At 66.7% G+C, this 23132-nt stretch carries 22 protein-coding genes and 1 tRNA gene; 10 read left to right on the top strand and 13 right to left on the bottom strand.

Annotation, left to right across the window (positions count from 1 at the left end):
- Positions 1–316 precede the first annotated feature (316 nt).
- Complete coding sequence (locus AC1DY7_RS19205) at positions 317–1174, top strand: PAC2 family protein (protein ID WP_477495300.1); 858 nt, start codon at positions 317–319, stop codon at positions 1172–1174.
- Here AC1DY7_RS19205 and AC1DY7_RS19200 read toward each other — a convergent pair.
- The 3 genes from AC1DY7_RS19200 to AC1DY7_RS19190 form a co-directional block, all read right to left on the bottom strand.
- Complete coding sequence (locus AC1DY7_RS19200) at positions 1171–2052, bottom strand: SDR family oxidoreductase (protein WP_477495299.1); 882 nt, start codon at positions 2050–2052, stop codon at positions 1171–1173. The two genes, AC1DY7_RS19205 and AC1DY7_RS19200, sit on opposite strands and share 4 nt — an antisense overlap.
- A 27-nt stretch (positions 2053–2079) precedes the next feature.
- Positions 2080–3318: a cysteine--1-D-myo-inosityl 2-amino-2-deoxy-alpha-D-glucopyranoside ligase gene (gene mshC / locus AC1DY7_RS19195; protein WP_477495298.1), complete on the bottom strand. Its 1239-nt coding sequence runs from the start codon at positions 3316–3318 to the stop codon at positions 2080–2082.
- A 111-nt stretch (positions 3319–3429) separates the two neighbouring features.
- The gene (locus AC1DY7_RS19190; RefSeq protein WP_477495297.1) at positions 3430–4200 is read right to left on the bottom strand and encodes a 3'(2'),5'-bisphosphate nucleotidase CysQ; all 771 of its coding nucleotides are present in this window, start codon (positions 4198–4200) and stop codon (positions 3430–3432) included.
- 80 nt (positions 4201–4280) lie between these two features.
- Here AC1DY7_RS19190 and AC1DY7_RS19185 point away from each other — a divergent pair, with 80 nt between their 5' ends.
- Positions 4281–4685, top strand: a complete 405-nt coding sequence (locus AC1DY7_RS19185; RefSeq protein ID WP_477495296.1) for a DUF2628 domain-containing protein — start codon at positions 4281–4283, stop codon at positions 4683–4685.
- Here the strand turns inward: AC1DY7_RS19185 and AC1DY7_RS19180 are convergent.
- The 5 genes from AC1DY7_RS19180 to AC1DY7_RS19160 are packed head-to-tail and all read right to left on the bottom strand — an operon-like array spanning position 4682 to position 7985.
- Positions 4682–5518: an SCO1664 family protein gene (locus tag AC1DY7_RS19180; protein ID WP_477495295.1), complete on the bottom strand. Its 837-nt coding sequence runs from the start codon at positions 5516–5518 to the stop codon at positions 4682–4684. The genes AC1DY7_RS19185 and AC1DY7_RS19180 overlap by 4 nt on opposite strands.
- Positions 5502–6095, bottom strand: coding sequence for a DUF3090 domain-containing protein (locus tag AC1DY7_RS19175; protein WP_477495294.1), 594 nt, complete (start codon positions 6093–6095; stop codon positions 5502–5504). Before AC1DY7_RS19175 ends, AC1DY7_RS19180 begins: the two co-directional genes overlap by 17 nt.
- Positions 6096–6129: 34 nt before the next feature.
- Positions 6130–6813, bottom strand: a complete 684-nt coding sequence (locus AC1DY7_RS19170) for a histidine phosphatase family protein (RefSeq protein WP_477495293.1) — start codon at positions 6811–6813, stop codon at positions 6130–6132.
- A complete protein-coding gene (locus AC1DY7_RS19165) occupies positions 6810–7637 on the bottom strand; it encodes an undecaprenyl-diphosphate phosphatase (RefSeq protein ID WP_477495545.1) in 828 nt (275 codons plus the stop codon). The genes AC1DY7_RS19170 and AC1DY7_RS19165 overlap by 4 nt, the downstream gene beginning before the upstream one ends.
- A gap of 36 nt (positions 7638–7673) precedes the next feature.
- Positions 7674–7985 (bottom strand): hypothetical protein, encoded by a 312-nt coding sequence (locus AC1DY7_RS19160; protein WP_477495292.1) that lies wholly within the window; start codon positions 7983–7985, stop codon positions 7674–7676.
- 195 nt (positions 7986–8180) lie between these two features.
- Here AC1DY7_RS19160 and AC1DY7_RS19155 point away from each other — a divergent pair, with 195 nt between their 5' ends.
- The 3 genes from AC1DY7_RS19155 to AC1DY7_RS19145 are packed head-to-tail and all read left to right on the top strand — an operon-like array spanning position 8181 to position 10401.
- The gene (locus AC1DY7_RS19155) at positions 8181–9101 is read left to right on the top strand and encodes an NHL repeat-containing protein (protein ID WP_477495291.1); all 921 of its coding nucleotides are present in this window, start codon (positions 8181–8183) and stop codon (positions 9099–9101) included.
- On the top strand, positions 9098–9343 hold the full coding sequence (locus tag AC1DY7_RS19150) for a DUF5703 family protein (protein WP_477495290.1): 246 nt from the start codon (positions 9098–9100) through the stop codon (positions 9341–9343). Before AC1DY7_RS19155 ends, AC1DY7_RS19150 begins: the two co-directional genes overlap by 4 nt.
- Positions 9343–10401 carry a quinone-dependent dihydroorotate dehydrogenase gene (locus AC1DY7_RS19145; protein WP_477495544.1) on the top strand — a complete coding sequence of 353 codons (1059 nt, stop codon included), beginning with the start codon at positions 9343–9345 and terminating at the stop codon, positions 10399–10401. The genes AC1DY7_RS19150 and AC1DY7_RS19145 overlap by 1 nt, the downstream gene beginning before the upstream one ends.
- 76 nt (positions 10402–10477) lie before the next feature.
- Here the strand turns inward: AC1DY7_RS19145 and AC1DY7_RS19140 are convergent, their stop codons facing one another.
- Complete coding sequence (locus AC1DY7_RS19140) at positions 10478–11002, bottom strand: YbhB/YbcL family Raf kinase inhibitor-like protein (protein ID WP_477495289.1); 525 nt, start codon at positions 11000–11002, stop codon at positions 10478–10480.
- A gap of 21 nt (positions 11003–11023) precedes the next feature.
- Positions 11024–12349 (bottom strand): M20/M25/M40 family metallo-hydrolase, encoded by a 1326-nt coding sequence (locus tag AC1DY7_RS19135; RefSeq protein ID WP_477495288.1) that lies wholly within the window; start codon positions 12347–12349, stop codon positions 11024–11026.
- A gap of 90 nt (positions 12350–12439) precedes the next feature.
- Between AC1DY7_RS19135 and AC1DY7_RS19130 the strand changes: the two genes are divergently transcribed.
- Positions 12440–12525: transfer RNA gene (locus AC1DY7_RS19130), tRNA-Leu, on the top strand.
- A 63-nt stretch (positions 12526–12588) separates the two neighbouring features.
- Here the strand turns inward: AC1DY7_RS19130 and AC1DY7_RS19125 are convergent.
- The 3 genes from AC1DY7_RS19125 to AC1DY7_RS19115 all read right to left on the bottom strand — a co-directional run bounded on the left by AC1DY7_RS19125 (position 12589) and on the right by AC1DY7_RS19115 (position 18426).
- Positions 12589–12789, bottom strand: coding sequence for a hypothetical protein (locus AC1DY7_RS19125; RefSeq protein WP_477495287.1), 201 nt, complete (start codon positions 12787–12789; stop codon positions 12589–12591).
- 92 nt (positions 12790–12881) lie between these two features.
- Positions 12882–16895, bottom strand: coding sequence for a molybdopterin-dependent oxidoreductase (locus AC1DY7_RS19120; protein WP_477495286.1), 4014 nt, complete (start codon positions 16893–16895; stop codon positions 12882–12884).
- 121 nt (positions 16896–17016) lie between these two features.
- Complete coding sequence (locus AC1DY7_RS19115; protein WP_477495543.1) at positions 17017–18426, bottom strand: nitrate/nitrite transporter; 1410 nt, start codon at positions 18424–18426, stop codon at positions 17017–17019.
- Between the two features lie 201 nt (positions 18427–18627).
- Between AC1DY7_RS19115 and AC1DY7_RS19110 the strand changes: the two genes are divergently transcribed.
- The 4 genes from AC1DY7_RS19110 to AC1DY7_RS19095 form a co-directional block, all read left to right on the top strand.
- On the top strand, positions 18628–18984 hold the full coding sequence (locus AC1DY7_RS19110; RefSeq protein ID WP_477495285.1) for a molybdopterin oxidoreductase: 357 nt from the start codon (positions 18628–18630) through the stop codon (positions 18982–18984).
- Positions 18981–21449: a nitrite reductase large subunit NirB gene (gene nirB / locus AC1DY7_RS19105; protein WP_477495284.1), complete on the top strand. Its 2469-nt coding sequence runs from the start codon at positions 18981–18983 to the stop codon at positions 21447–21449. The genes AC1DY7_RS19110 and nirB overlap by 4 nt, the downstream gene beginning before the upstream one ends.
- Before the next feature lie 28 nt (positions 21450–21477).
- Positions 21478–21774, top strand: a complete 297-nt coding sequence (locus tag AC1DY7_RS19100; RefSeq protein ID WP_477495283.1) for a Rieske (2Fe-2S) protein — start codon at positions 21478–21480, stop codon at positions 21772–21774.
- Between the two features lie 94 nt (positions 21775–21868).
- Positions 21869–23132, top strand: a 1264-nt coding sequence (locus AC1DY7_RS19095; RefSeq protein ID WP_477495282.1) for an HNH endonuclease signature motif containing protein, incomplete at its 3' end; no start/stop codon positions are given.

The raw sequence follows: 23132 nt of genomic DNA, 5'->3' as shown, positions 1-23132 counted from the left end.
AGTTCGTCGGTGCAGTCGGGGCGGATGTTCGGCGCGAAGGTGACCGATTCAGCGGCGTCCACGTACGTCCTTCCATAGCGGAAGGCGTCCTTAACTCTGCCGAGCGTGGCGGATACCGAGGGGAACCAGGACCCCCGAATAGCCGTTGCAACGCCTCTCGACCCGACAAGTCTACGTCGTCACCCGTCCAACGTCAGGGACGCCCAAGTCAATGCCGTGGGTACCACGGTGCACCGGGGTACCCACGGCGGCCCAGCCGGATTCAACGGCGGGGCGATGCCGCTCATGCATACCTGGCAGGGCTTACGCTGATGGTGTGACCCCGTCGGATGGCCTGCCTGATCTGCGCAACACCATCATCGTCGCGGCCTTCGAGGGCTGGAACGACGCAGGCGACGCGGCGAGCGATGCCCTGGAACACCTGGACACGATGTGGGAAGCCGACACCATCGTCGAGATCGATGACGAGGCGTATTACGACTACCAGGTGAATCGCCCGGTGATCCGCCAGGTGGACGGGGTCACCCGCGAGCTGGTGTGGCCGTCGATGCGGATCTCGCACTGCCGCCCGCCGGGCAGCGACCGCGACATCGTGCTCATGCACGGCGTGGAGCCCAACATGCGGTGGCGCACCTTCTGCGCCGAGCTGCTGGCCATCGCCGACAAGCTCAACGTCGACACCGTCGTGATCCTGGGCGCTCTGCTGGCCGACACACCGCACACCCGCCCGGTGCCGGTCTCCGGTGCCGCGTACTCCTCCGATTCGGCGAAGTTCTTCGGCTTGGAGGAGACCCGGTATGAGGGTCCCACCGGCATCGCCGGGGTATTCCAGGACGCGTGCGTGCAGGCCGGGATCCCGGCGGTGACGTTCTGGGCCGCGGTGCCGCACTACGTGTCGCAGCCGCCCAACCCGAAAGCCACCGTGGCGCTGCTGCGCCGCGTCGAGGACGTCCTGGACATCGAGGTGCCCCTCGGCGATCTGATCACCCAGTCCGAGGAGTGGGAGCAGGCGGTCACCGAGATGACGGCCGACGACGAGGAGATCGCCGAGTACGTGCAGTCCCTCGAGGAACGCGGCGACGCCGAGGTGGACATGAACGAGGCGCTCGGCAAGATCGACGGCGACGCCCTGGCCGCGGAATTCGAGAAATACCTGCGCAGACGGGGTCGCTAAGGCTTTTCCAGCGCCTCGGTGCGCGCGCTCAGCGACCTGCCCAGCGCGGCGACCTCGGCGTCCAGCTTCGGGAGCAACTCCGGGGTGAGCGCGCTGATCCGCTGTTCGACGACCCGGGTGGTGACGAACGGCCGGATCCAGCGGAAAGCCCCCACCCAGCCCGGGCAGTAGATGCGGGTGCGGCGGCCTTCGATGCCCTTGACGAACGCCTCCCCGCAGGCTTCCACCGTGGTGGTCCGGTTCAGCGGGGTCGGCAGCTTGGACAGCATCACCCGGAACGTCGAGAGGTCGGCCTTGGCCTCCTGCACCAGTGGTGTGTCGATCCAGCTCATGTGCGCCGACCCGACGTCCACGCCCAGGTGCGCGACCTCCAGGCGCAGGGTGTTGGCGAAGTACTCGGCGCCTGCCTTGGACGCGTGATACGCCGACAGCCCCGGCGATGAGGTGAACGCCGCCAGCGAGGACACCACCAGCACGTAGCCGCGCCGGTCGATCACCGCGGGCAGCGTGGCCCGCACGGTGTTGAACACCCCGACGACGTTGACCTCGACGACGCGCTGGAATGCCTCCGGGTCGACCTGCAGCACCGACCCGAAGCTGGCGATTCCGGCATTGGCCAGCACGATGTCGATGCCGCCGAAGCGCTGGACCGCCGTGTCGGCGGCCCGCTGCATGGCGGGCAGGTCCCGCACGTCGGCCAGCGCGGTGAGCACGTGGGCGTCCCCGCCCAGTTCAGCTGCCAATTCCGCCAGCGGGGCCTCGTCCAGATCGGTGAGCACCAGGCGGGCGCCCTTGGCCCGCAGCCGGCGGGCCACTTCTGCGCCGACGCCGCGGGCGCCTCCTGTGATGAATACGACTTTGCCGGTCAGTGAACTCATACGGGTCAACTTACCCCGTACCGCTGGTTACAGTTGCACACCAAGCAGTGCATCGGCGGTTGCGGCCACCAGACGCGGGGCGTCGGGGTCGGCGCCGCCGTAGGTCAGCGCATCCGTTACCCAACCATCAAGTGCGGCAAGGGCTTTCGGGGTATCAAGGTCATCGGCCAGGTAGTGGCGCACCCGGTTCAGGACGTCGGTCGCGTCCGGGCCGGCGGGCAGAGCCGCCGCCTCTCGCCAGCGCGCCAGCCGTCCGAGTGCCTCGTCCAGTATCTCGTTGCTCCAGAATCGGTCCGCGCGGTAGTGCCCCGCGAACAACCCCAGCCGCACCGCGGCCGGGTCGACACCGTCGGCGCGCAGCCTCGACACCAGAACCAGGTTGCCCCGGCTCTTGCTCATCTTGTGGCCGTCCCAGCCGATCATCCCGGAGTGCACGTAGTGCCGAGCGAATCTTCGCTCCCCCGTGACGGATTCGGCGTGAGCGGCGGAGAATTCGTGATGCGGGAAGATCAGATCCGACCCGCCGCCCTGGACGTCGAACCCACTGCCGATGCGGTTCAGTGCGATGGCCGCGCATTCGATGTGCCAGCCCGGTCGGCCGGACCCGAACGAGGCAGGCCAGCTGGGTTCGTCGGGACGCTGCGCACGCCACAGCAGCGCATCGAGCGGATCGGTCTTGCCCCCCCGGCCCGGATCGCCGCCGCGTTCGGTGAAGAACCGCAACATGGTGTCGCGGTCATAGCCGGATTCGTAGCCGAACTGCTCGGTGGCGTCGACGCGAAAGTAGATGTCGCGGTACTGCGGGTCGTCGACGATGTACGCCGCCCCCGACGCCAGCAGTTTCTCCACCAGTTCGACGACCTCGCCGACGGTGTCGGTCGCTGCGACGTAATCCCGCGGCGGCAACACGCGCAGCGCGGTCATGTCCTCGCGGAACAGTTGTGTCTCACGGTCACCGAGTTCACGCCACCCGATCCCGTCGCGGGCGGCCCGTTCGAAGAGCGGGTCGTCGACGTCGGTGATGTTCTGCACGTAGTGGACCCCGTGGCCGGCATCCAGCCAGAGCCGGTGGATGAGGTCGAAGGTCAGATAGGTGGCGGCGTGGCCCAGATGGGTGGCGTCGTACGGGGTGATCCCACAGACGTACATCGTGGCGGTCTGTCCCGGTGACACCGGGCGGACCTGCTCGTCGGCGGTGTCGTAGAGCCGCAGCGGCACACCCGAACCGGGCAACTTGGGAACGGTCGGCGCCGGCCACGACTGCATGGCGTCGACTCTAAGGTGTGCGGTCAGCGTGCTCTCCCGTCGGCCCCGTCGGTGAACCGACGTGTCTACTCCCCGTTACCGACAACATCGGCGGGCGTTCCATTCCCGAAGTCAGTTCGCGGATCTGATGGTGTCCAGCAGAATGCCGGCCACCTCGGATCGGCACATCAACAGGTCCGGCAGGTACGGGTCGCGGCGGTTGTACAGCAGCGGGTCCCCGGCCAGCCGTGTCGCGTGGAGCCCCGCGGCCTGCACGACCCCGGCGGGGGCGGCCGAGTCCCACTCCCACTGCCCGCCGGCGTGGATGTAGGCGTCGACATCACCGCGCACCACAGCCATCGCCTTGGCGCCTGCCGAGCCGATCCGCACCAGTTCGATGTCGAGATGGTCGCGCAGCCACCACAGCACGGCGGGCGGCCGGTAGGCACTGGCGGTGATCCGGATCGGCCCGTCTGCGCGCGGGGGCGGCGGTGTCACGGTGTCGGTGCGGTACACCTCGCCGACGGCGGGCAGCGCGACCGCCGCGTCGGTGATCGCGCCGTCGGCGGTTCCGTTGCGCTGCCACAGCGCGATGTGCACGGCCCAATCGGCGTGACCGGGCAGGGAGAACTCGCGGGTGCCGTCCACCGGGTCGACGATCCAGACCCGGTCGGCATGCACCCTGGCCAGGTTGTCGGTGGCTTCCTCGGACAGGACGGCGTCCTCCGGCCGCAGCTCCCGCAAGCGTTTGAGGATCAGCGTGTTCGCGCGCCGGTCGCCGGCGTCGCCGAGGTCGTAGGGATCGTAGAAACCGATTTCCTCACGTACCGCCAGCAGCAGGCGGCCGGCCTCGGCGGCGACCGTGGCGGCCACCTCGGCGTCGGACTGCGCGGCAATATTCACCGGCCTAGTATGTCGTGCTGGTGAAACCCGCCCTCACGGCGCGGTCATCGGCGAAGGTCCAGCCCGGCTCAGGAGGCATCATGTCGGCACCGGAATCCACCCCGCTCGCGCCCTCGTGGCAGAAGCGATTCGCCTTCTACGACGCCTACGGGCTACCGAACTCGACACCCGCGGCCAAAGCCGCCTACAAGGCACTGTCCTTCGGTGAGAAACTGGTGCTGACGTCCAACATCTGGGCGTTCCTGTTCGGCGCCATCTACTTCTATGTCAAGGGGATGTGGCAGAAGGCCACCACCCTGCTCGGGGTCGGGATCGCCCTGGGCGTGTTGATCACGTTGTTGCCGGTGCCATCGGGCATCGCGCAAGCGCTCGGTTTCGGCTTCGCCGGTGCGGTCATGGCCGGCGCCAATTACCAGTACTACCTGCACACCAGGGGCAGCGTGTCGTGGAACCCGTTCGAAGGCTACTTCGGAAAGCGTTCCTAGAACGCCGGCCACGGGATCGGCCGATGCCGATCCGGGGTGGGCATCACCGGATTGTCCAGTAGTGCAACGACTCTCGCGTGCAGGGCGGCCACCTCGTCGCCGGTGATGTGCTCAGTCAGCTGCGCGCCGAGGTCGCCCCGCAGCTGCTCGCCCAACCGCGCGACGGCAGCCACGGTGGCGTCGCCCACCGGCTTACCCGCCCAGCCCCACAGCACGGTGCGCAACTTGTCCTCGGTGTGCAGGCTGACACCGTGGTCCACGCCGTACACGCCGCCGTCGACGCCGGCCAGGATGTGCCCGCCCTTGCGGTCGGCGTTGTTGATCACGACGTCGAAAACCGCCATCCGGCGCAGCCGTTCGTCGTCGGCATGCACCAGGGTCACCTCGTCGCCGGCGTAGTCGTAGGCCTGCAGGATGGGGAGGTAGCCCGGCGGCAGGTGACCCGCGGGCACCAGGTCGACGAGATCCGGACAGTCACTCTCCGGCGGTTCTTCCTCCCCGGATAACGCATCGCCGGGTTGATCCACCCACCGCTGCACCATCCCGGAGCCCGCGGGGCCCTCACGAACAACGGTGTAGGGCACCACATTCCAGCCCAGAGCCGCCGACACCAGATAGGAGGCGAACTCCCGTCCTGCCAAGGTGCCGTCGGGGAAGTCCCACAGCGGGGCCTCCCCCGCCACCGGCTTGTACACGCAGTGCACGAGATCCTCGTCGAGGCGGGCCTCGCACAGGAACGTCGCGTTGCTGGCCGAGCGGATCCGCCCGAGGACGGTCAGTTCGCCGTGCGCAAGAACCCGGTCGGCCCGCTCATCCTCAGATCTCGGGGTCATCGTCATCATCGGCTCCGCCGAACGCTCCGCGCCGATAGCCGTTGGTGCGTACGCAAATGTGGCCCTCGGGGTCCAGCGGCTCATCGCACAGCGGGCAGGGCGCCCGCCCGGCGGAGATCACCCGGTTGGACCGGTTGGCGAATTCCCGCGCAGACTCCGGGCTCAGGAACACCCGCACCGCGTCGGGACCTTCCTCGGCGTCGTCGAGCACCACCGAGGCGTCGAATTCGGTCTCGGACACCGCCAGCAGCTCGACCACCACCGTCTGCGCCTCGGAATCCCAGCCCAAACCCATGGTGCCGACCCGGAACTCGACGTCGACGGGAGTCACCAAGGGGTTCAGATCGTCCACCACCCCGGTGTCGGGCGGGATCGGGGTGCCGAACCGGCGGTTGATCTCGAGCAGCAGGGCCGAGATCCGCTCCGCGAGAACGGCGACCTGCTGCTTTTCCAGTATCACCGAGATCACCCGCTTGTCGTGCACCGCCTGCAGATAGAACGTGCGGTTCCCGGGCTGCCCGACGGTCCCGGCCACGAAGCGGTCGGGTGTGCGGAAGACGTGGATTGCGCGAGCCATGGCACCTTTCAAAATACCGGTATCGGGCCTGGCTTCAGTCGGTGGAGCCGCCGACGACCGCATCCGTGGCGGGTGCGGTGTGTGGCTTGGCGACCAACCCGGCGGTCAGACCGCTGCCGGTGTGGTTCACATGCAGCACGAACGGCCGGCTGTCGGTGTAGCGGACCACGCTCATCGAGGCCGGGTCCGCGGTGATGCGCTGGAAGCTGTCCAGGTGCGTACCGAGCGCGTCGGCCAGCACCGCCTTGATCACGTCACCGTGCGAGCAGGCCACCCACAGCACATCGCCGTCGTGTTCGGTGGCCAGCCGGCGATCATGTTCGCGTATCGCCGCGACGGCCCTGGCCTGCACCTGGGCCAACCCCTCGCCGTCGGGGAAGACGGCTGCGCTGGGCTGCTGCTGCACCACCGTCCACAACGGCTCCTTGAGCAGCTCGCCGATCTTGCGTCCGGTCCAGGTGCCGTAGTCGACTTCCGTGATCCGGTCCTCCAGCGTCGGCTCGAGGTCGAGCGCGGCCGCCAGCGGTGCGACGGTGCTGGCACAGCGCAGCAGCGGTGACCGCACGATCGCCTTGATCGGCAGTCCGCCGATCCGGTCCACCACCCCCGCAGCCTGTTCGCGGCCCTTCTCATCGAGATCGACGCCCTCGGAGCGGCCGGCGAGCGTGTGCGCGGTGTTGGAGGTGGATCTGCCGTGCCGCAACAGGATGACCGTCATGCGGCGATCACACCGGTGCTCAGCAGGATCAGCACCGTGACGCCCGCGATCACCCGGTAGCCGACGAACCAGTACATGCTGTGGCGGACCAGGAACTTGAGGAACCAGGCGATCGCGGCGTAGCCGATGACGAACGCGATGACCGTGCCCACCAGCAGTTGCAGCCCGGTCGCGCTCTGCCCGGCGCCCTCGGGGTGGAAGGCATCCGGCAGCGAGAACAGTCCCGACGCCAGCACCGCGGGAATGGCGAGCAGGAAACCGAACCGCGCGGCGGCCTCGCGCTTCTGGCCGAGGAACAGTCCCGCGCTGATGGTGACGCCGGACCGGGAGACTCCTGGGATCAGGGCGAGCGCCTGGGAGGTGCCGACGATCAAGCTGTCCTTCCAGGTGAAGTCCGTGATCTCGCGGGTCTGCTTGCCGAAGTACTCGGCGGCTGCGATCACCGCGGAGAACACGATCAGCGCGGTCGCGATGATCCAGAGGTTGCGGATGTCGTCGCGGATGTAGTGCTTGAACACCAGGCCTGCAATCCCGATCGGGATGGTGCCCAGGATCACCCACCAGCCCAGCCAGTAGTCGGGGGTGCGCTTGGCCGCATCGAACAGGCCACCGAACCACGCGGTGAGGATCCGCCCGATATCGCGGGCGAAGTAGATGAGGACCGCGATCTCGGTGCCGATCTGGATGACGGCGGTGAACGAGGCGCCGGCGTCGCGGCCGAAGAACGCTTCAGAGACGATCGCGAGATGCCCGGAGGAGGACACGGGCAGGAATTCGGTCAGCCCCTGGACGATCGACAAGACGACCACCTGCAGCCACGACACGTCAGTCACGCCGACGACCGTACCGTGGGTGTGCTGTCAGCGTGCTGTGCGATCGACCGGTCCGGCGCCCGCCACCGCGTCGCGCACCGCGGCGGTCAGGCTGCGCTCATCGGAGAGGTCGACGTCGATGAGGCTGCGCACGGCGGTCCCCACGATGTCCTCGTGCTGCGGGACGGGGCCGGCCAGGCGCGGCCGGTAGATCTCGACCACCAGCGACTGACGATCCTCCAAGTGGAAGGAAAAACTGCGCCCACCTGCGAGCATGCCGAAACCGCTTGCGTGCACGCCGGTCGAGATGTCCTCGATGGCAAACTCATCGTCGATAAGGAAGTCCGGCACGAGAGCCATAGCGGCACCATACCGCCACATCGTGGAACGTGTCCGGACTTGCAGATGTTTGCCGAAAAATTGAAAACGAAACAACTGCCGCCACGCAATGAGGAGTCGAACGGGCCTTTGCACACGAAATCCGCTGCCGTTTCCTCGATCGTTGCCGCATTCACCCTGGTTGCCGCCATAACCGCGGGATGCTCCAAGAGCCCCGTGGATTCGCCACCGCCCACGATCACCCCCGCGTCGGCGGCCGTGTCGCCGCCGGTGACGCGTAATCCGGACGGTGTCGTGCGTCCCTTGGACACCCCCGGACTGGCTGCCGCATTCGATGCCCGGACCGCCGCGCTGGCGGTGCTCGGGCCGGCAGATCGGCTCACCGTGTTCGGCGGGACTTCCCGAACGGTCGCTCTTCCCGTGCCGGCGCGCGCACTGACCGGTGACGGCGAGGGGCAGGTCTATCTGGCGGCCCGGGGCGGATATCTGCGCGTGGAGGTCGCCACCGGCGCGGTGTCGCGGGTGGACATCTCCGGTGCGGCCGATACCGAGTTCACCGCCATCGCCCGGCGCGCCGATGGCCGCCTGACCCTCGGTAGTGCCGACGGCGCCGTGCTGACCCTTGCGGCCGACAACACCGTCAGTGCCGACCTGAAGATCTTCTCGCATGTCGACGGACTTGTGGCGCAGGGTAATTCGGTGGTGGTTCTGGATCGCGGCCAGACGTCGGTGACCGAGGTGGACGACGACGGCACCAAGGCCGAGCAGGCCTTGCGCGCCGGCGAGGGCGCCACGACGATCGCCGCCGACGCCGCCGGCCGGGTGCTGGTGGCCGACACCCGCGGCGGCGCGCTGCTGGTCTACGGGACCGAACCGCTGATCCTGCGGCAGGCCTATCCGGTGCGCGACGCCCCGTACGGACTGGCCGGATCCGGCACGCTCACCTGGGTGTCTCAGACTGCCACGAACACCGTCGTTGGATACGATCTGGCGACCGGCATACCCGTAGAGAAGGTGCGCTATCGAACCGTCCAGCAACCGGACCATCTCGCCTACGACGACGCGTCCGGCACCCTCTATGTGGTGTCCGGATCGGGGGCGGGTGTCCAGGTGATCAAGGGGGCGGGGAAACGATGAGCGGCGAAGTCCAGCGCGGCCGGATGCCGATCGGCTGGGCCGGTGAGCTGTCCGACGATTACGAGTGGGTGCCACTGCGGCTCCCCCCTGACGTCACCCGGCTGTCGGCCTCGATCCGGTTGTCGATCGAAGCGGAGTACCGCGGCTGGGAGTTGACACGGGTGCGCCTTTATACCGATGGCAGCCGGCGGGTGTTGTTGCGCCGCAAGAAAACCGCTCTCGGGGATCAGCCGGCACTGTGATCTACAACCTGTTGCGCCGGATGTTCTTCCTCGTCGATCCGGAACGAATCCACACGTGGGTCTTCGCCGCCCTGCGGGCCGCGACCTACTTCGGGGTCAGCCGCAAGGCCCTGTCACGCCGACTCACTCCCAGCGATCCGATACTGGCCAGTACCGTGCTGGGGGTGCACTTCCCGGGCCCGCTCGGCCTGGCTGCCGGCTTCGACAAGGACGGCCGCGGGATGCGGGTGTGGGGACCGCTGGGCTTCGGCTACGCCGAGGTCGGCACGGTCACGGCCCAGGCCCAGCCCGGTAATCCGCAACCCAGGCTGTTCCGGCTCGCCGAGGACCGGGCGCTGCTGAACCGGATGGGCTTCAACAACCATGGGGCCGGCCGGCTGGCACTGGAGTTGGCCCGACACACCCCCGACGTGCCGATTGCGGTCAACATCGGCAAGACCAAGGTGACCCCGCCCGAAGGTGCCGTCGAGGATTACGCCGAGAGTGCTCGCCTGGTAGGTCCGCTGGCGGCGTTCCTGGTGGTCAACGTCAGCTCCCCCAACACCCCCGGCCTGCGTGACCTGCAGGCGGTGTCCGCGCTGCGCCCGATTCTGGCCGCGGTGCGAGCCGCCACGACGACGCCGGTGCTGGTCAAGATCGCGCCAGACCTGTCCGATGCCGATATCGACGAGATCGCGGATCTGGCAGTCGAATTGGGGCTGGCCGGCATCGTGGCGACCAACACCACGATCGCCCGCGACGGCCTGCACACGCCTGGTGTCGCCGAGTTGGGTTCCGGCGGCGTGTCGGGTGCGCCGGTCAAGGAACGGTCGCTGGAAGTGCTGCGTCGCCTGCATGCCCGGGTGGGCGGAAAGCTGGTGCTGATCAGCGTCGGCGGTATCGAGACCGCCGACGATGCCTGGCAGCGCATCATCTCCGGTGCGACGCTGCTGCAGGGCTATACCGGGTTCATCTACGGCGGCGGTCTGTGGGCCAAACACATCCATGACGGCATCGCCGACCGCCTGCGGGCCGGTGGGTTCGCATCGTTGAGTGACGCCATCGGCAGCGCCACCTGACCGCGAGCGTGCGCGTTTGCACGCGACACACCGTGTCAGCGCGGCATTCCACGCACGCTCGCGGCCGGCGAAACTGCTAGTTCTGCTCGTAGGTGCCGTGGATGACGGCACGGGCGATGGCCTGACCGAACAGGTTGAAGCCCAGGTAAGCCGGCGTGGCACCCTCGGGCAGCTCCAGCGACTCGACCGGCAGCGCGTGCACCGCGATGTAGTAGCGGTGCGGGCCGTGACCGGCCGGCGGCGCGGCGCCGAGGAAGCGCTTGAGGCCCGCGTCGTTGCTCAGCGTGACCGCGCCACCGGGCAGCGGATCGCCGTTGCCCGCGTCGGAGGCCAGCGACGTGATCCCGGCCGGCAGGTCGGTGACGGCCCAGTGCCAGAAGCCCGATGCCGTCGGCGCATCCGGGTCATAGACGGTCACTGCGAAGCTGCGGGTCTCCTCCGGGAATCCGGACCAGCTCAGTTGCGGCGACACGTCGGAGCCGCCGGCGCCCATGATCCCGCTGACCTGGTCGTTGCCGAGCGGCTGACCGTCGGCCACCGACTCGGACGTCAGAGTGAACGTCGGTAGCTGCGGCAGGTTGTCGTACGGGGAGGTGGGCATTGCTTCCTCTCAGCGGTGGGTTCAGCAGTGGGTCAGGAAGTTCTTCAGGACTTTCGCCCCGAACTGTAGTGCGTCCACGGGTACCCGCTCGTCGACACCATGGAACAACGCCGCGAAATCCAGGTCCGGCGGCAGTCGCAGCGGCGCGAATCCGAAGCAGCGAATTCCCAAGCGGGAGAATGCTTTCGCGTCGGTACCGCCGGACATCATGTAGGGCACGGTGCGAGCGCCGGGATCGGCCGCCAGCAGCGCGGCATTCATCGCGTCCACCAGGTCGCCGTCGAAGGTGGTCTCCACCGAGGGCAGGTCCCGTTCCCAGGTCCGGGTGACGTTCGGCCCGATCAACTCGTCGATCTCCCGCTCGAAGGCCTCCTTGCGGCCGGGCAACACCCGGCAGTCCACCATGGCCTCGGCGGTGGCGGGGATGACGTTGGCCTTATAGCCGGCCTTGAGCATGGTGGGGTTGGCGGTGTCCCGCAGCGTGGCGCCGACGATGCGGGCGATGCCACCGAGCTTGGCGATGGTGCCGTCCAAGTCCGGTGAGTCGAGGTCGAATTCGTAACCGGTCTCCTCGGACACCGCGGTGAGGAATTCCGCGACCGATGGGGCGAGCACTATCGGGAACTCGTGCTTGCCGAGCCGGGCGACCGCGTCCGCGATGGTGGTGACGGCGTTGTCGTCGTGGACCATCGAGCCGTGCCCGGCACGCCCACGTGCTTCCAGGCGCATCCAGGACAGCCCCTTTTCGGCCGTCTCGATGAGGTAGAGCCGCTTCTCGCCGCCGTCGCGGGTGGGGACGGTCAGGGAGAACCCGCCGACCTCGCCGATGGCCTCGGTGATGCCCTCGAACAGGTCGGGTCGGTTGTCGACGAGCCACTGACAGCCATAGGTGCCGCCGTGCTCCTCATCGGAGACGAACGCGAACACCAGATCCCGGGGCGGCATGATGCCCTCGCGCTTGAGATGGCGGGCGACGGCCAGGGTCATCCCGACCATGTCCTTCATGTCGACCGCGCCACGGCCCCAGACATACCCATCCTCGACTGCCCCGGAGAACGGGTGCACACTCCAGTCCGCTGGTTCGGCAGGCACCACGTCGAGGTGGCCGTGGATCAGCAGTGCGCCGCGGCTGCGGTCGGCGCCTGCGAGGCGTGCGAACACGTTGCCGCGGCCAGGGGCGCCCGCCTCGATGTACTCGGTCTCGTAGCCCACCTCTTCGAGCTGGGCGGCGACCCAGTGGGCACATTCGGCCTCACCTTTGGTGGTCTCCGGATCCCCGGTATTGGAGGTGTCGAACCTGATGAGGCTGCTGACGAGGTCCACCACTTCGTCTTCGGGTCGGGTCACGCCACCTTTCCTACCATCTGGCGTGCCACTCGGTTTGGGTCAACCAGGGGCCATCCGTTAGCCTTAAGCGCCCCATCCGGGATGGGGCCGGTCCGAGTGGCGGAATGGCAGACGCGCTAGCTTGAGGTGCTAGTGCCCTATTAACGGGCGTGGGGGTTCAAGTCCCCCCTCGGACACACATAGCGAGAGGTACCCGACCGGCGTCATTGCCGATCAGGTACCTCTTCTTTAATTCGGTGCTACCCGACATCTCCACGGTGCACATTGATGCATGCACGCTTCTTGCCCCAGATGGTGCGCACGGTGAAACACACCAGCTTGGGTCTGCCGAACACCGTCGTGGATTCGATGGTGCCCTCGGTACCTTCCGGCACCGCAGGAACATCCATGTCCTCAATCTGCCGGCAGGCGGTGACGACGTCGCCTGGATGCCAACTCATCGGTATCTCCCCTTCAATCACTGTTACGTCCTAGTAACAATCACGGCGAGCGATTTATTCACCGCCGTGGGGACCGATTGGGTTGGCGCGGTTCAGTACACGTCGCGCACGTAGCGCTTCTCGGCGACCAGCTCACGTTTGTAGTCGTGCGCCTGCTCGTCGGACAGTCCGCCGTGCTTCTTCATGATGGTCGTCAACGCGGTGTCGACGTCCTTGGCCATGTGAGTGGCGTCACCACAGACGTAGAAATGTGCGCCGTCTTCGATCCACCGCCACAGCTCGGCACCGGCGTCCAGCATCTTGTGCTGCACGTAAATCCGCTTGGCCTGGTCTCGGGAGAACGCCAGATCCAGATGGTTGAGCAGGCCATCGGCGACCATGTGCTCCAAATCGTCCCGGTAATAGAAGTTTTCGGCGCGGTGCTGATCGCCGAAGAACAACCAGTTCCGCCCCGTGTGACCGAGCGCGCGGCGCTCCTGCAGGAAGCCACGAAACGGCGCGATGCCGGTGCCCGGCCCCACCATGATCATCGGGGTCGCCGATTCCACCGGTGGCCGGAAGTTGGGTGAGCGCTGGATGAAGACGGGCGCGGCCTGCGCGCGGTCGGCCAGGTACGTCGACGCGACTCCATGCCGGTGGGCGCCGCGCACACTCTCGTAGCGCACCACCGACACCGTCAGCTGGACCTCCGTGGGGCTGACCAGCGGGCTTGAGGAGATCGAGTACTGCCGCGGGGTGAGTCGCACCAGGGCGTCCTGCCACTCCTGCGCCTCGGCGCGGACCCCGAATTCCTCGACGAGGTCGAGGCCGTTGCGTCCACCGAGCCACTTGTCCAGCTCATCTCTGGGTCCACGTAGCCGCTTGGCCGCCTTGGGCCCGTGCTCGGCAATGAAACGCAGCAGGTTGGGGGTGATCCGGCAGATGTCGTAGGAGGATGTCAGCGCGGTACGCAGATCGGTGTCGGCACCGTCGATCTCGACGACCTCATGGCCGGTCAGCCCGGTGCCGGCGAGCCAAGCCGTCACGGCCTCATCGCTATTGGTGACGAAGACGCCCAGGGAGTCGCCCGCCGCGTAGCTCGCGCCGTGTTCGGCGACATGTTCGGAGATGTCGAAACCGAACTGGCGCACCTCCTTCTGCGCCGACACCGGCGTGAGCCGGATGTTGCGGCTCAGTGGCGCCAGCAGCGGGGCGTTGCGGCTGAGCGGGGCCGGGGCGACCGGGATTGTCATCGCCGTCGCGGTCGGCGCGGACTCCGAGCCGACGAGACCGGTGACCTGGTCGGCCCAGGCGGCCCGCGGCTCGTCGTCGTACGCCTCGCATTCGACACGGTCGAGCATCCGGGTCGCACCGAGCGCGGCAAACCGCGCGTCGAGCGCCTTGGCGTGCCCGCAGAAATTGTCGTAGGCCTTGTCCCCGATCCCCAGCACGGCGTAGCGCAGCTCCGGGAGCGCCGGCGCATCGGGAGATTCCAGGCGCTGCCAGAAATCGGCACCGTTGTCCGGCGGACCGCCGTCGCCGAACGTGCTTGTCACGACGAGAATCTCGGTGGCAGCCGCAAGATCGGCGAGCGTGACGTCGTCCATCGGGATGAGGCGCGCGCCGGGCAGTCGGCCGGCCAACCCCGCCGCGAACTCCTCGGCTGTGCCGGTCTGCGAGGCCCACAACACCAGCGGCCCCGGCGCCGAAGGCTCCGCAACGGCGACCGCTCCCCCGGATCGCGAGTACATGCCGCCCAGGAGGCCGTCGATCCACAGTCGCGCCTGTGGTCGTACCGGCGCCGTCGCGGGAAGTACGGGCACGCCGGCGAAACTGTCGGTCACACCTGTGAGAAAGCCCGCGATATAGAGCTTTTCATCGTCGGTGAGCTCCACTGTCACACCTTGCAGTCCGAGCGTCTCGGCGAGCGGGTGGCCGGCCCCGGTGGGTAGCACCGGTGCGATGGGCCGCAGCGCCACCGCGCAGACCTTCAGCTCGGGCTGCAGCGAGTCGGCGTCCACCGCATCGTTGGTGAGCGCGTTGATGGTCAGATATTCGCCGTGCTCGTCGTTCCAGTGGAACGGAACCCACACATTGCCGGGTTGCACGCGGTCGGTGATCACCGGGGGCAGCACCGCGCGGCCGCGCCGAGAGGTCAGCTCCACTTGATGGTGCTCGGTGATTCCCTGGGTGGCCGCGTCGTCGGGATGGATTTCCACGAAAGGCGAACTGTTGAGTTTGTTCAGCTTGGCGACCCGACCGGTCTTGGTCATCGTGTGCCACTGGTGTTGCAGCCGGCCGGTGTTGAGCACCATCGGGTAGTCGTCGTCGGGCAGTTCACGGGCGTCCATGTGCGGCCGGGCGAAGAACACCGCCTTGCGGGACGGCGTCGCGAACGCCAACCGCGGCCGGTGTCCGTCGTCGTCGACGAAAAGTGTCTGGGATACACCATCATTGAGGTAGCGGATGGGATGCCGATCCTCGGCGTCCTCAGGCGGGCACGGCCACTGCAGGGGCGTTTCCCGCAGCCGTTCGTAGCTGGCGCCGCGCAGGTCATATCCGGTGCGCGGATTCGAGAAGCGGCGGATCTCGTCGAAGATCTCGGAGCTGGACTTGTAGTCGAAATCGTCACCGAAACCGAGCTTTTCGGCGACACCGCAGATCAACTCCCAGTCCGGGCGGGCATCGCCCAGGGCAGGCACCGACTGCTGGAGCAGCGTCAGGTTGCGCTCGGAGTTGATCATCACGGCGTCCGACTCCGCCCACAAGGCCGCGGGCAGCACGATATCGGCATACCGATTGGTTGCGGTGTCGTGATATGGATCCTGCGTGATGACGAGTTCGGCGGTCTCCAGGCCGGCGATCACGGTCTTGCGATTGGGCACCGTCGCAACCGGGTTGGTGCAGATGATCCAGCAGGCCTTGATGTCGCCGGCTGCGGCCTGCTCGAACATCGCGACGGTGCCTGGTCCGACATCACTTCGGATGGTGCCCGGATCCAGACCCCACTGGTCCTCACAGAATGCGCGGTCCTCGGCGGACAGCACAGCGCGCTGGCCGGGCAATCCGGGCCCCATGTAACCCATTTCGCGTCCGCCCATGGCGTTTGGCTGGCCGGTCAGGGACATCGGACCGCTGCCCGGACGGCAGATGGCGCCGGTGGCCAGGTGCAGATTGCAGATCGCGTTGGTGTTCCAGGTGCCGTGGGTGCTCTGGTTGAGACCCATGGTCCAGCAGGTCATCCAGTCGCCGGCTTCGGCGATCATGGCTGCGGCAGTGCGGATGTCGCCCTCGGCGATACCGGTGATCTGGGCCACCCGCTCCGGGTTGTAGTCGGCGAGGAAGGCCGGCATGGCATCCCAGCCCTGGGTGTGCTCGGCGATGAACTGTTGATCGATATCGCCGTTCTCGACCAGGACGTGCAGAAGTCCGTTGAGCAGCGCGAGATCGGTGCCGGGCTTGATCGCCAGGAACAGGTCGGCCTTTTCCGCGGTGGTGGTCCTGCGTGGATCGACCACGATGAGCTTGGCGCCGGCCTTGATCCGGTCGGCCATCCGCAGGAACAGGATCGGGTGGCAGTCGGCCATGTTCGCGCCGATGACGAAGAAGAGGTTGGCACTGTCGAAATCGGTATAGGACCCGGGCGGTCCGTCAGAGCCGAGGGACTGCTTGTAGCCGGTACCGGCGCTGGCCATGCACAGCCGCGAATTCGACTCGATGTGCACGGTTCGCAGGTAGCCCTTGGCGAGTTTGGTGGCCAGGTACTGGGCCTCGATCGACATCTGGCCGGACACGTACAGCGCGACCGAATCGGGACCGTGCTCGTCGATGATGGCCCGCAGCCGGCGGCCGGCCTCGGCGACGGCCTCGTCGACCGGGGTGGAAACAGCCTCCGCACCGCGCTCGGCACGCACCAGCGCCGTGCTCAGCCTGCCGTCGGTGGCGGCCATCAGCTCGGCGTGGGTGGCTCCCTTGGTGCACAGCCTGCCGAAGTTCGTGGGGTGCAGCTTGTCACCGCTGACCTGCGCAATCACTGGTAAACCGCTGACCGGATCGGCCTTGGTGGTGACCTCGATGCCACAGCCGACCCCGCAATACGAGCACGCGGTCCGCGTTTTCACCGACATGGAAACATCGTCTGCTGCCAGTGTTCCGGTTCCTTTGTGGTGACGTTAGCGCAAAGAAAACTCGACCTCACCGCGTGCTCAACCCCTCGGTGAGCGCGCGGTGAGGCCGAGTCGTTGCAGGTCAGGCGGTAGCAACCGATTCCGGCAGCTCGTCGGCGACCTTCGGCTTGGCCGGCGCGATGCGCAGGAACACGAACCACGTCACCACTGCGCAGATCACGTAGAACGCGAGGAAGACCCAGAAGGCATTCGTCGCCGACTTGGCGTCACTGACGTAGGAGGCCCGAAGAACGATGTTGATGAACACCCCGCCGAGCGCTCCGACGGCACCGGCGAAGCCGATCAACGCACCGGACATCTTGCGCGCCCAGGACGCCTTCTCCTCGCGGGTCCACTCGTCGTGGTCGGCCGCCTTGGCCTCGAAGATCGACGGGATCATCTTGTAGGTCGAGCCGTTGCCCAAGCCGGACAGGATGAACAGCAGGATGAAGCCGATGACGTAGGCACCCATCTGAGCGCCCGTGGGGGCGCCCTTCATGGCGTCGTCGAGCATGCCGCTGGTCACCAGGATGCCGGCCGCGAAGATCATCGCGATGAACACGTAGAGGGTGATCTTGCCGCCGCCGATGCGGTCGGCGAGCTTGCCGCCGAACGGCCGCGAGATGGACCCCAACAGCGGTCCCAGGAACGAGATCTGCGCTGCGTGCAGGGACGCCGCCGCGGCGGTGGCACCGCCGGCCAGGAAGTTGATCTGCAGCACCTGGCCGAAGGCGAAGCTGAACCCGATGAACGAGCCGAACGTCCCGATGTACAGGAAGCTCATCACCCACGAATGCTTGTAACGCATCGCCTCGACCATGGCGCCGAGGTTCGACTTCTGGTTGCGCAGGTTGTCCATGAACAACGCGGCACCGACTGCGGCACAACCGATCAGCACGAGGTAGATGGCGCATACCAGGTGCGCGGCGGTGTTGCCGATGGTCGCGATCACCAGCAGGCCGATCAGCTGGATCACCGGGACGCCGATGTTGCCGCCGCCCGCGTTCAGACCCAGCGCCCAGCCCTTGAGCCGCTGCGGGTAGAAGGCGTTGATGTTCGTCATCGACGACGCGAAGTTACCGCCGCCGAAACCGGCGAACGCCGCGATCACCAGGAAGGTGGTGTAGGTGGTGCCGGGGTTGCTCATGGCCCACCAGGTGAGCAGCGTCGGGATGAGCAGCAACAGTGCGCTGACGATCGTCCAGTTGCGGCCGCCGAAACGAGCCGGGGCGATCGTGTACGGGATCCGCATGAAGGCGCCGATGAGCGTCGGCATGGCCACCAGGTAGAACTTCCCCGCGGCGTCGATGTGGTAGACGTTCTGCGGCATGAACAGCACCATCACCGACCAGATGGACCACACCGAGAAGCCGACGTGCTCGGCGAAGATGGACCAGATGAGGTTGCGCTTCGCAACCTTCTTGCCACCCGCCTCCCAGGCGTCGACGTCCTCGGCGTCCCAGTGCTCGATGTCACGGTCGCGGGTCAACATGGTCAAGGGGGTCCTTCCCAAAGTGCGGATCGGTTGGTCAGAAAATTACGACCACGCCATTCCGCACCCGTTGCACCACCGTGTCCGGCTTGTCAACACCTACTCACATCACGAGGATCACCCGTCGTGCGCAACGGTATTCACTGCCGTTGCACTGGGGAAACCAACCGGAAACAATCGGGCCCTAGCTTCTGCTGAAGCATGAGCGATGGCAGTGCACCACGATTCCTGCAGGGCGCCTTCGCATTCGAAGGAGCCGGGCTTGACAAACCGGAGTTGATACACGATTCGCTGCGGTACGTGGTGCCGGCGGGCAGCGTCACGCAGCCCGTGTACTTCCGCGGCGGCAACTCCACCGATGAACTGATCACGGTGGTGCTGTTCCGTGACGGCGCCCCCATGCGTTACTTCCCCATCGCCGCAAAGGGTGCCACCCACGTGGCATTGCGGGTGGTGGAGGATCTGCTCGGGGACACCGTGCTCGAGCTCTACGTCGCAGCACCGGCCGGCGTGGCCGGCACCGTGGTGCTCGACCTGGGCCTGGTGGAGATCCCGTGAAGCGCAGGCTGGTCGTCGTGGGCAACGGGATGGCCGGCGTCCGCGCGATCGAGGAAATCCTGGCGCGTGGCGGCGGCGAACTCTTCGACATCACCGTTTTCGGCGACGAACCGTACGGCAATTACAACCGCATCCTGCTCTCCAATGTGCTTGCCGGCAGTGACGACTCGGCGGAGATCTACCTCAACGCGCTGGACTGGTACGCCGACAATGCGATCGACCTGCGGGCCGGGGTGCGCGTCGTGCGGCTGGACACGTTCGCGCGGCTGGTGCATGCCGATGACGGGTCGACCATCCGATACGACGATGTGATCCTCGCGACCGGAAGCCGCTCGTTCTTCCCGCCCATGACGGGTTTGTGGGCCGACAACAAGAACCTCGCTGACGGCGTCTTCGGCTTCCGCACGCTGGACGACTGCATCGGGATGATCACCGAGGCGGCCAACCGGACGAAGGCCGTCGTGATCGGTGGCGGACTGCTGGGCCTGGAAGCCGCGCGCGGGCTCCAGAACCGGGGCCTGGCCGTCGATGTCGTACACGCCGGGCCCACCCTGATGAACGCGCAGCTCGACGACGCCGCCGGCACCATCCTGCGGCGCTCCGTCGAACGGATCGGCATCTCCGTGCACACCGACAAACGCACCACGGAGGTGCTCGTCGACGAGGACGCCAAGCTGTCGGGGATCGTCTTCTCCGACGGCAGTGTCATCGACTGCGACATGTTGGTCATCGCCGCGGGTATCCGGCCCAACGTCGGACTGGCGCAGCGTGCCGGCCTGACGGTTGAGCGGGCCATCGTGGTCGACGATCACATGCGGTCCATCGACGACGGTCACGTCTACGTCGTCGGCGAATGCGCCCAGCACCGCGGCCAGGTCTACGGGCTGGTCGCGCCTCTGTGGGAGCAGGCCACCGTGCTGGCCGATCACCTCACCGGCACCGATACCACTGCGGCATACCGCGGTTCGCGCACCGCCACCAAACTCAAGGTCGCCGGCGTCGACGTGGCCTCGATGGGCATCAAAGCCCCCGAGCTGCCCGACGACGAGTTCGTGCAGTACTCCGAACCACGACACGGCGTGTACAAGACGATCGTCATCCGGGACGGGAAGCTGGTGGGCGCTACCCTGGTCGGCGATGTGTCGAAGGTGTCCTTCCTGACCCAGGCCTTCGACAGCGGCCTGCCGCTGCCCGACGAGCGCGTGTCACTGATGTTCGACATCGGCACCCCCGATGTGGCGGTGGGTGTTTCGGAACTCTCCGACGATGCGCAGGTGTGTAACTGCAACGGGGTATCCAAGGGCGCGCTGGTCTCCTGTGTACAGGCCGGTGAAACCTCCGTCTCGGGGGTGATGGCGAAGACCAAGGCCGGCAAGGGGTGTGGCTCCTGTAAGGAACTGGTCGGCCAGATCGTCGAATGGGCGGCCGGCGGTGCCGTCACCGAGGATCCGTCGGCATCGTGGTACGTGCCCGGTGTCCCCTACGACAAGCCGTCTTTGATGTCGTTGGTGCGTGAGCTGCAATTGCATTCGGTATCTTCGGTATTCGCTGCCCTGGCTCCTGATGGCCGTGTCGATGCCGGCTCGAAAATGGCACTGTCCTCGCTGCTGGAGATGATGTGGGCGGACGAATTCGTCGACGAGCAGGACGCTCGGTACATCAACGACCGGGTGCACGCCAACATCCAGCGGGACGGCACATTCTCGGTGGTCCCGCAGATGAAGGGCGGGGTGACGAATGCGGACCAATTGCGCAAAATCGCCGACGTCGCCGACAAGTACGCGATTCCGCTGATCAAGTGCACCGGTGGCCAGCGCATCGACTTGCTGGGTATCCGCAAGGAGGATCTGCCCGCGGTGTGGGCCGACTTGGACATGCCGTCGGGCTATGCCTACGGCAAGAGCTTCCGCACCGTGAAAACCTGTGTGGGCAGCGACTTCTGCCGCTACGGGGTCGGTGATTCGACGGCTTTGGGCATTGCACTGGAGGAGCGTTACCAGGGTTTGGCGAGCCCGGCGAAGATGAAGTTGGCTGTCACGGGGTGCCCGCGCAACTGTGCCGAGTCGTTGTGCAAGGACCTCGGGGTGGTCGCCGTGGACGGTGGCCGCTGGGAGATCTACGTCGGTGGCGCGGCGGGTGCGCATATCCGTAAAGGCGACCTGCTGGCGACCGTGGACTCTGCTGACACAGTGATGACGCTGACCGGCCGGTTCCTGCAGTTCTACCGCGAGGATGCGCGATGGCTGGAACGCACGTATGCCTGGGTACCGCGAGTGGGCATCGAGCACATCCGCGCCGTGGTGGTCGAAGATGCACTCGGATTGGCGGAGGGACTGGATGCGCGCATGCAGAAATCCGTTGATGCGTATCGGGATCCGTGGCTGGATGGCCGGGAACCGGTGAGCGAGGGGCAGTTCCGTTCGTCGTTGCCGTTGTTGACTCTTCCCCAGGTGCCGGTGCGATGAGCGCCTGCGCGAAGAGCCGAGGGCACCGATGAGCATTCTGGGGCCGGTCTCGCAGATCCCGGTTGGCGAGGGGCGGACGTTCGCGGTAGCAGACGCCCAGATCGCGGTGTTCCGGTTGCGGGACGGATCGTTGCGTGCGCTGGACGCGGTCTGCCCACATAAAGGTGGACCCTTGGCCGACGGGCTGGCCGACGACGGCGTGGTGGTCTGTCCGTTGCACGGCGCGACCTATGACATGTGCACAGGCGTCGAGGCAGGTGGTGGCGAACCGGTACGCAGCTATTCCGTGGTCGACGTGGACGGGCAGATTCAGATCACGACCTGAGCGGTTACGCAAGAGCGAATTGCGTTGTTGTGGATAGCTTTTGGGGCTGTGGATAACTTCTGGTCCCGTCGGTGGTGCGGCGTAGACTTCGAACATGCTTGCGAATACGGTGTCGGATCGGGAGGCGGTCACCACTGCCCTCGCCGACTACCGTGCCGCCTGCCAGAAACTGACCACGCTCGACTTCACTGCCTTCACAGTTCCGGAACTGCTTGAGATCCAATCCGAACGGGAGCACCTGGTCCGTACGACTGCATCTGTCGATCACCGCATCTTGGCTGCCTTGCAATGCCAGGTCACCGCCAAGGAGATCGGCGGGAAATCCTGGCCCGACATTCTGGCGCTGCGACTGGGCATCAGCCAAACGGCGGCGAAGGCCCGGGTGAAGGATGCTGAGCATCTGAGTCCCCGACACATCATCGGCGGGGAAACACTGCAACCCGAACTACCCGCCTGCGCTGCCGCCCTCGCCCAGGGAACCATCAACCTCGAACACACCACCATCATCCGCGACGTCTTGCGCAAGGCCGATCGCTACCTCACCGTCGCCGTGCGCGCCGAGTGGGAAGACACCCTGGTCCGCATCGCCACCACCAATCCACCCGAAACCGTCAAAGACGCCGGCGCCCACATGCTCTATCTGCTCAACCAGGACGGCAAAAGCCCCGACCTCGCGCAGCATCAACCCGGCCTGCGGCTGGGACCCCAAGACGCCGACGGCAACTACCGAGTCAGCGGCTACCTCGATGCCGAAGCCGCGGCCTACTTCAAAACCATCGAATCAGTCTGGGCCGCCCCCGGGGTCAACAATCCCGCCGACACCGAACCGATCCCCAACCCCACACCCAATCCGCTCGACCCCGAAGCCGAAGAGGAACTGCACGCCGCACAACGGTTCGCCGAAGCCGCCGCCCGTGACACCCGCAGCCCCGCCCGCCGCGCCCACGACGCCTTCAAAACCCTGTGCCGCGAAACCCTGATGTCCAAGAAACTCGGCCAACACAACGGACTACCGGTCACCGTCGTCATCACCGCCCCCCTCGCCGACCTGGAAAAGGGCGCCGGCATCGCGCACACCAACAGCGGCGTCAAACTCTCCATCCCCGACCTGATGCGCCTGGCCGCCCACGCCCACCACTACTTCCTACTATTTCGCAAACACACCGCAGAACCGTTGTATTTGGGTCGCACCAAACGCTTGGCGTCCACAGCGCAGCGCCTGGTGGCGATCGCACGCGACCGTGGCTGCACCCGACCCGGGTGCTTCGCCCCCGCCGACCACTGCCAGGCCAACCACGTCCACGACTGGGCCACCGGCGGCACAACCGATGCCGACACCATCATCCTGGGCTGCGGAC

The organism is Mycobacterium sp. P2_H7 (assembly GCF_056403275.1).
Note: the sequence above shows the minus strand (reverse complement) of the source record. Positions and strands in the feature narration are given on the sequence as shown.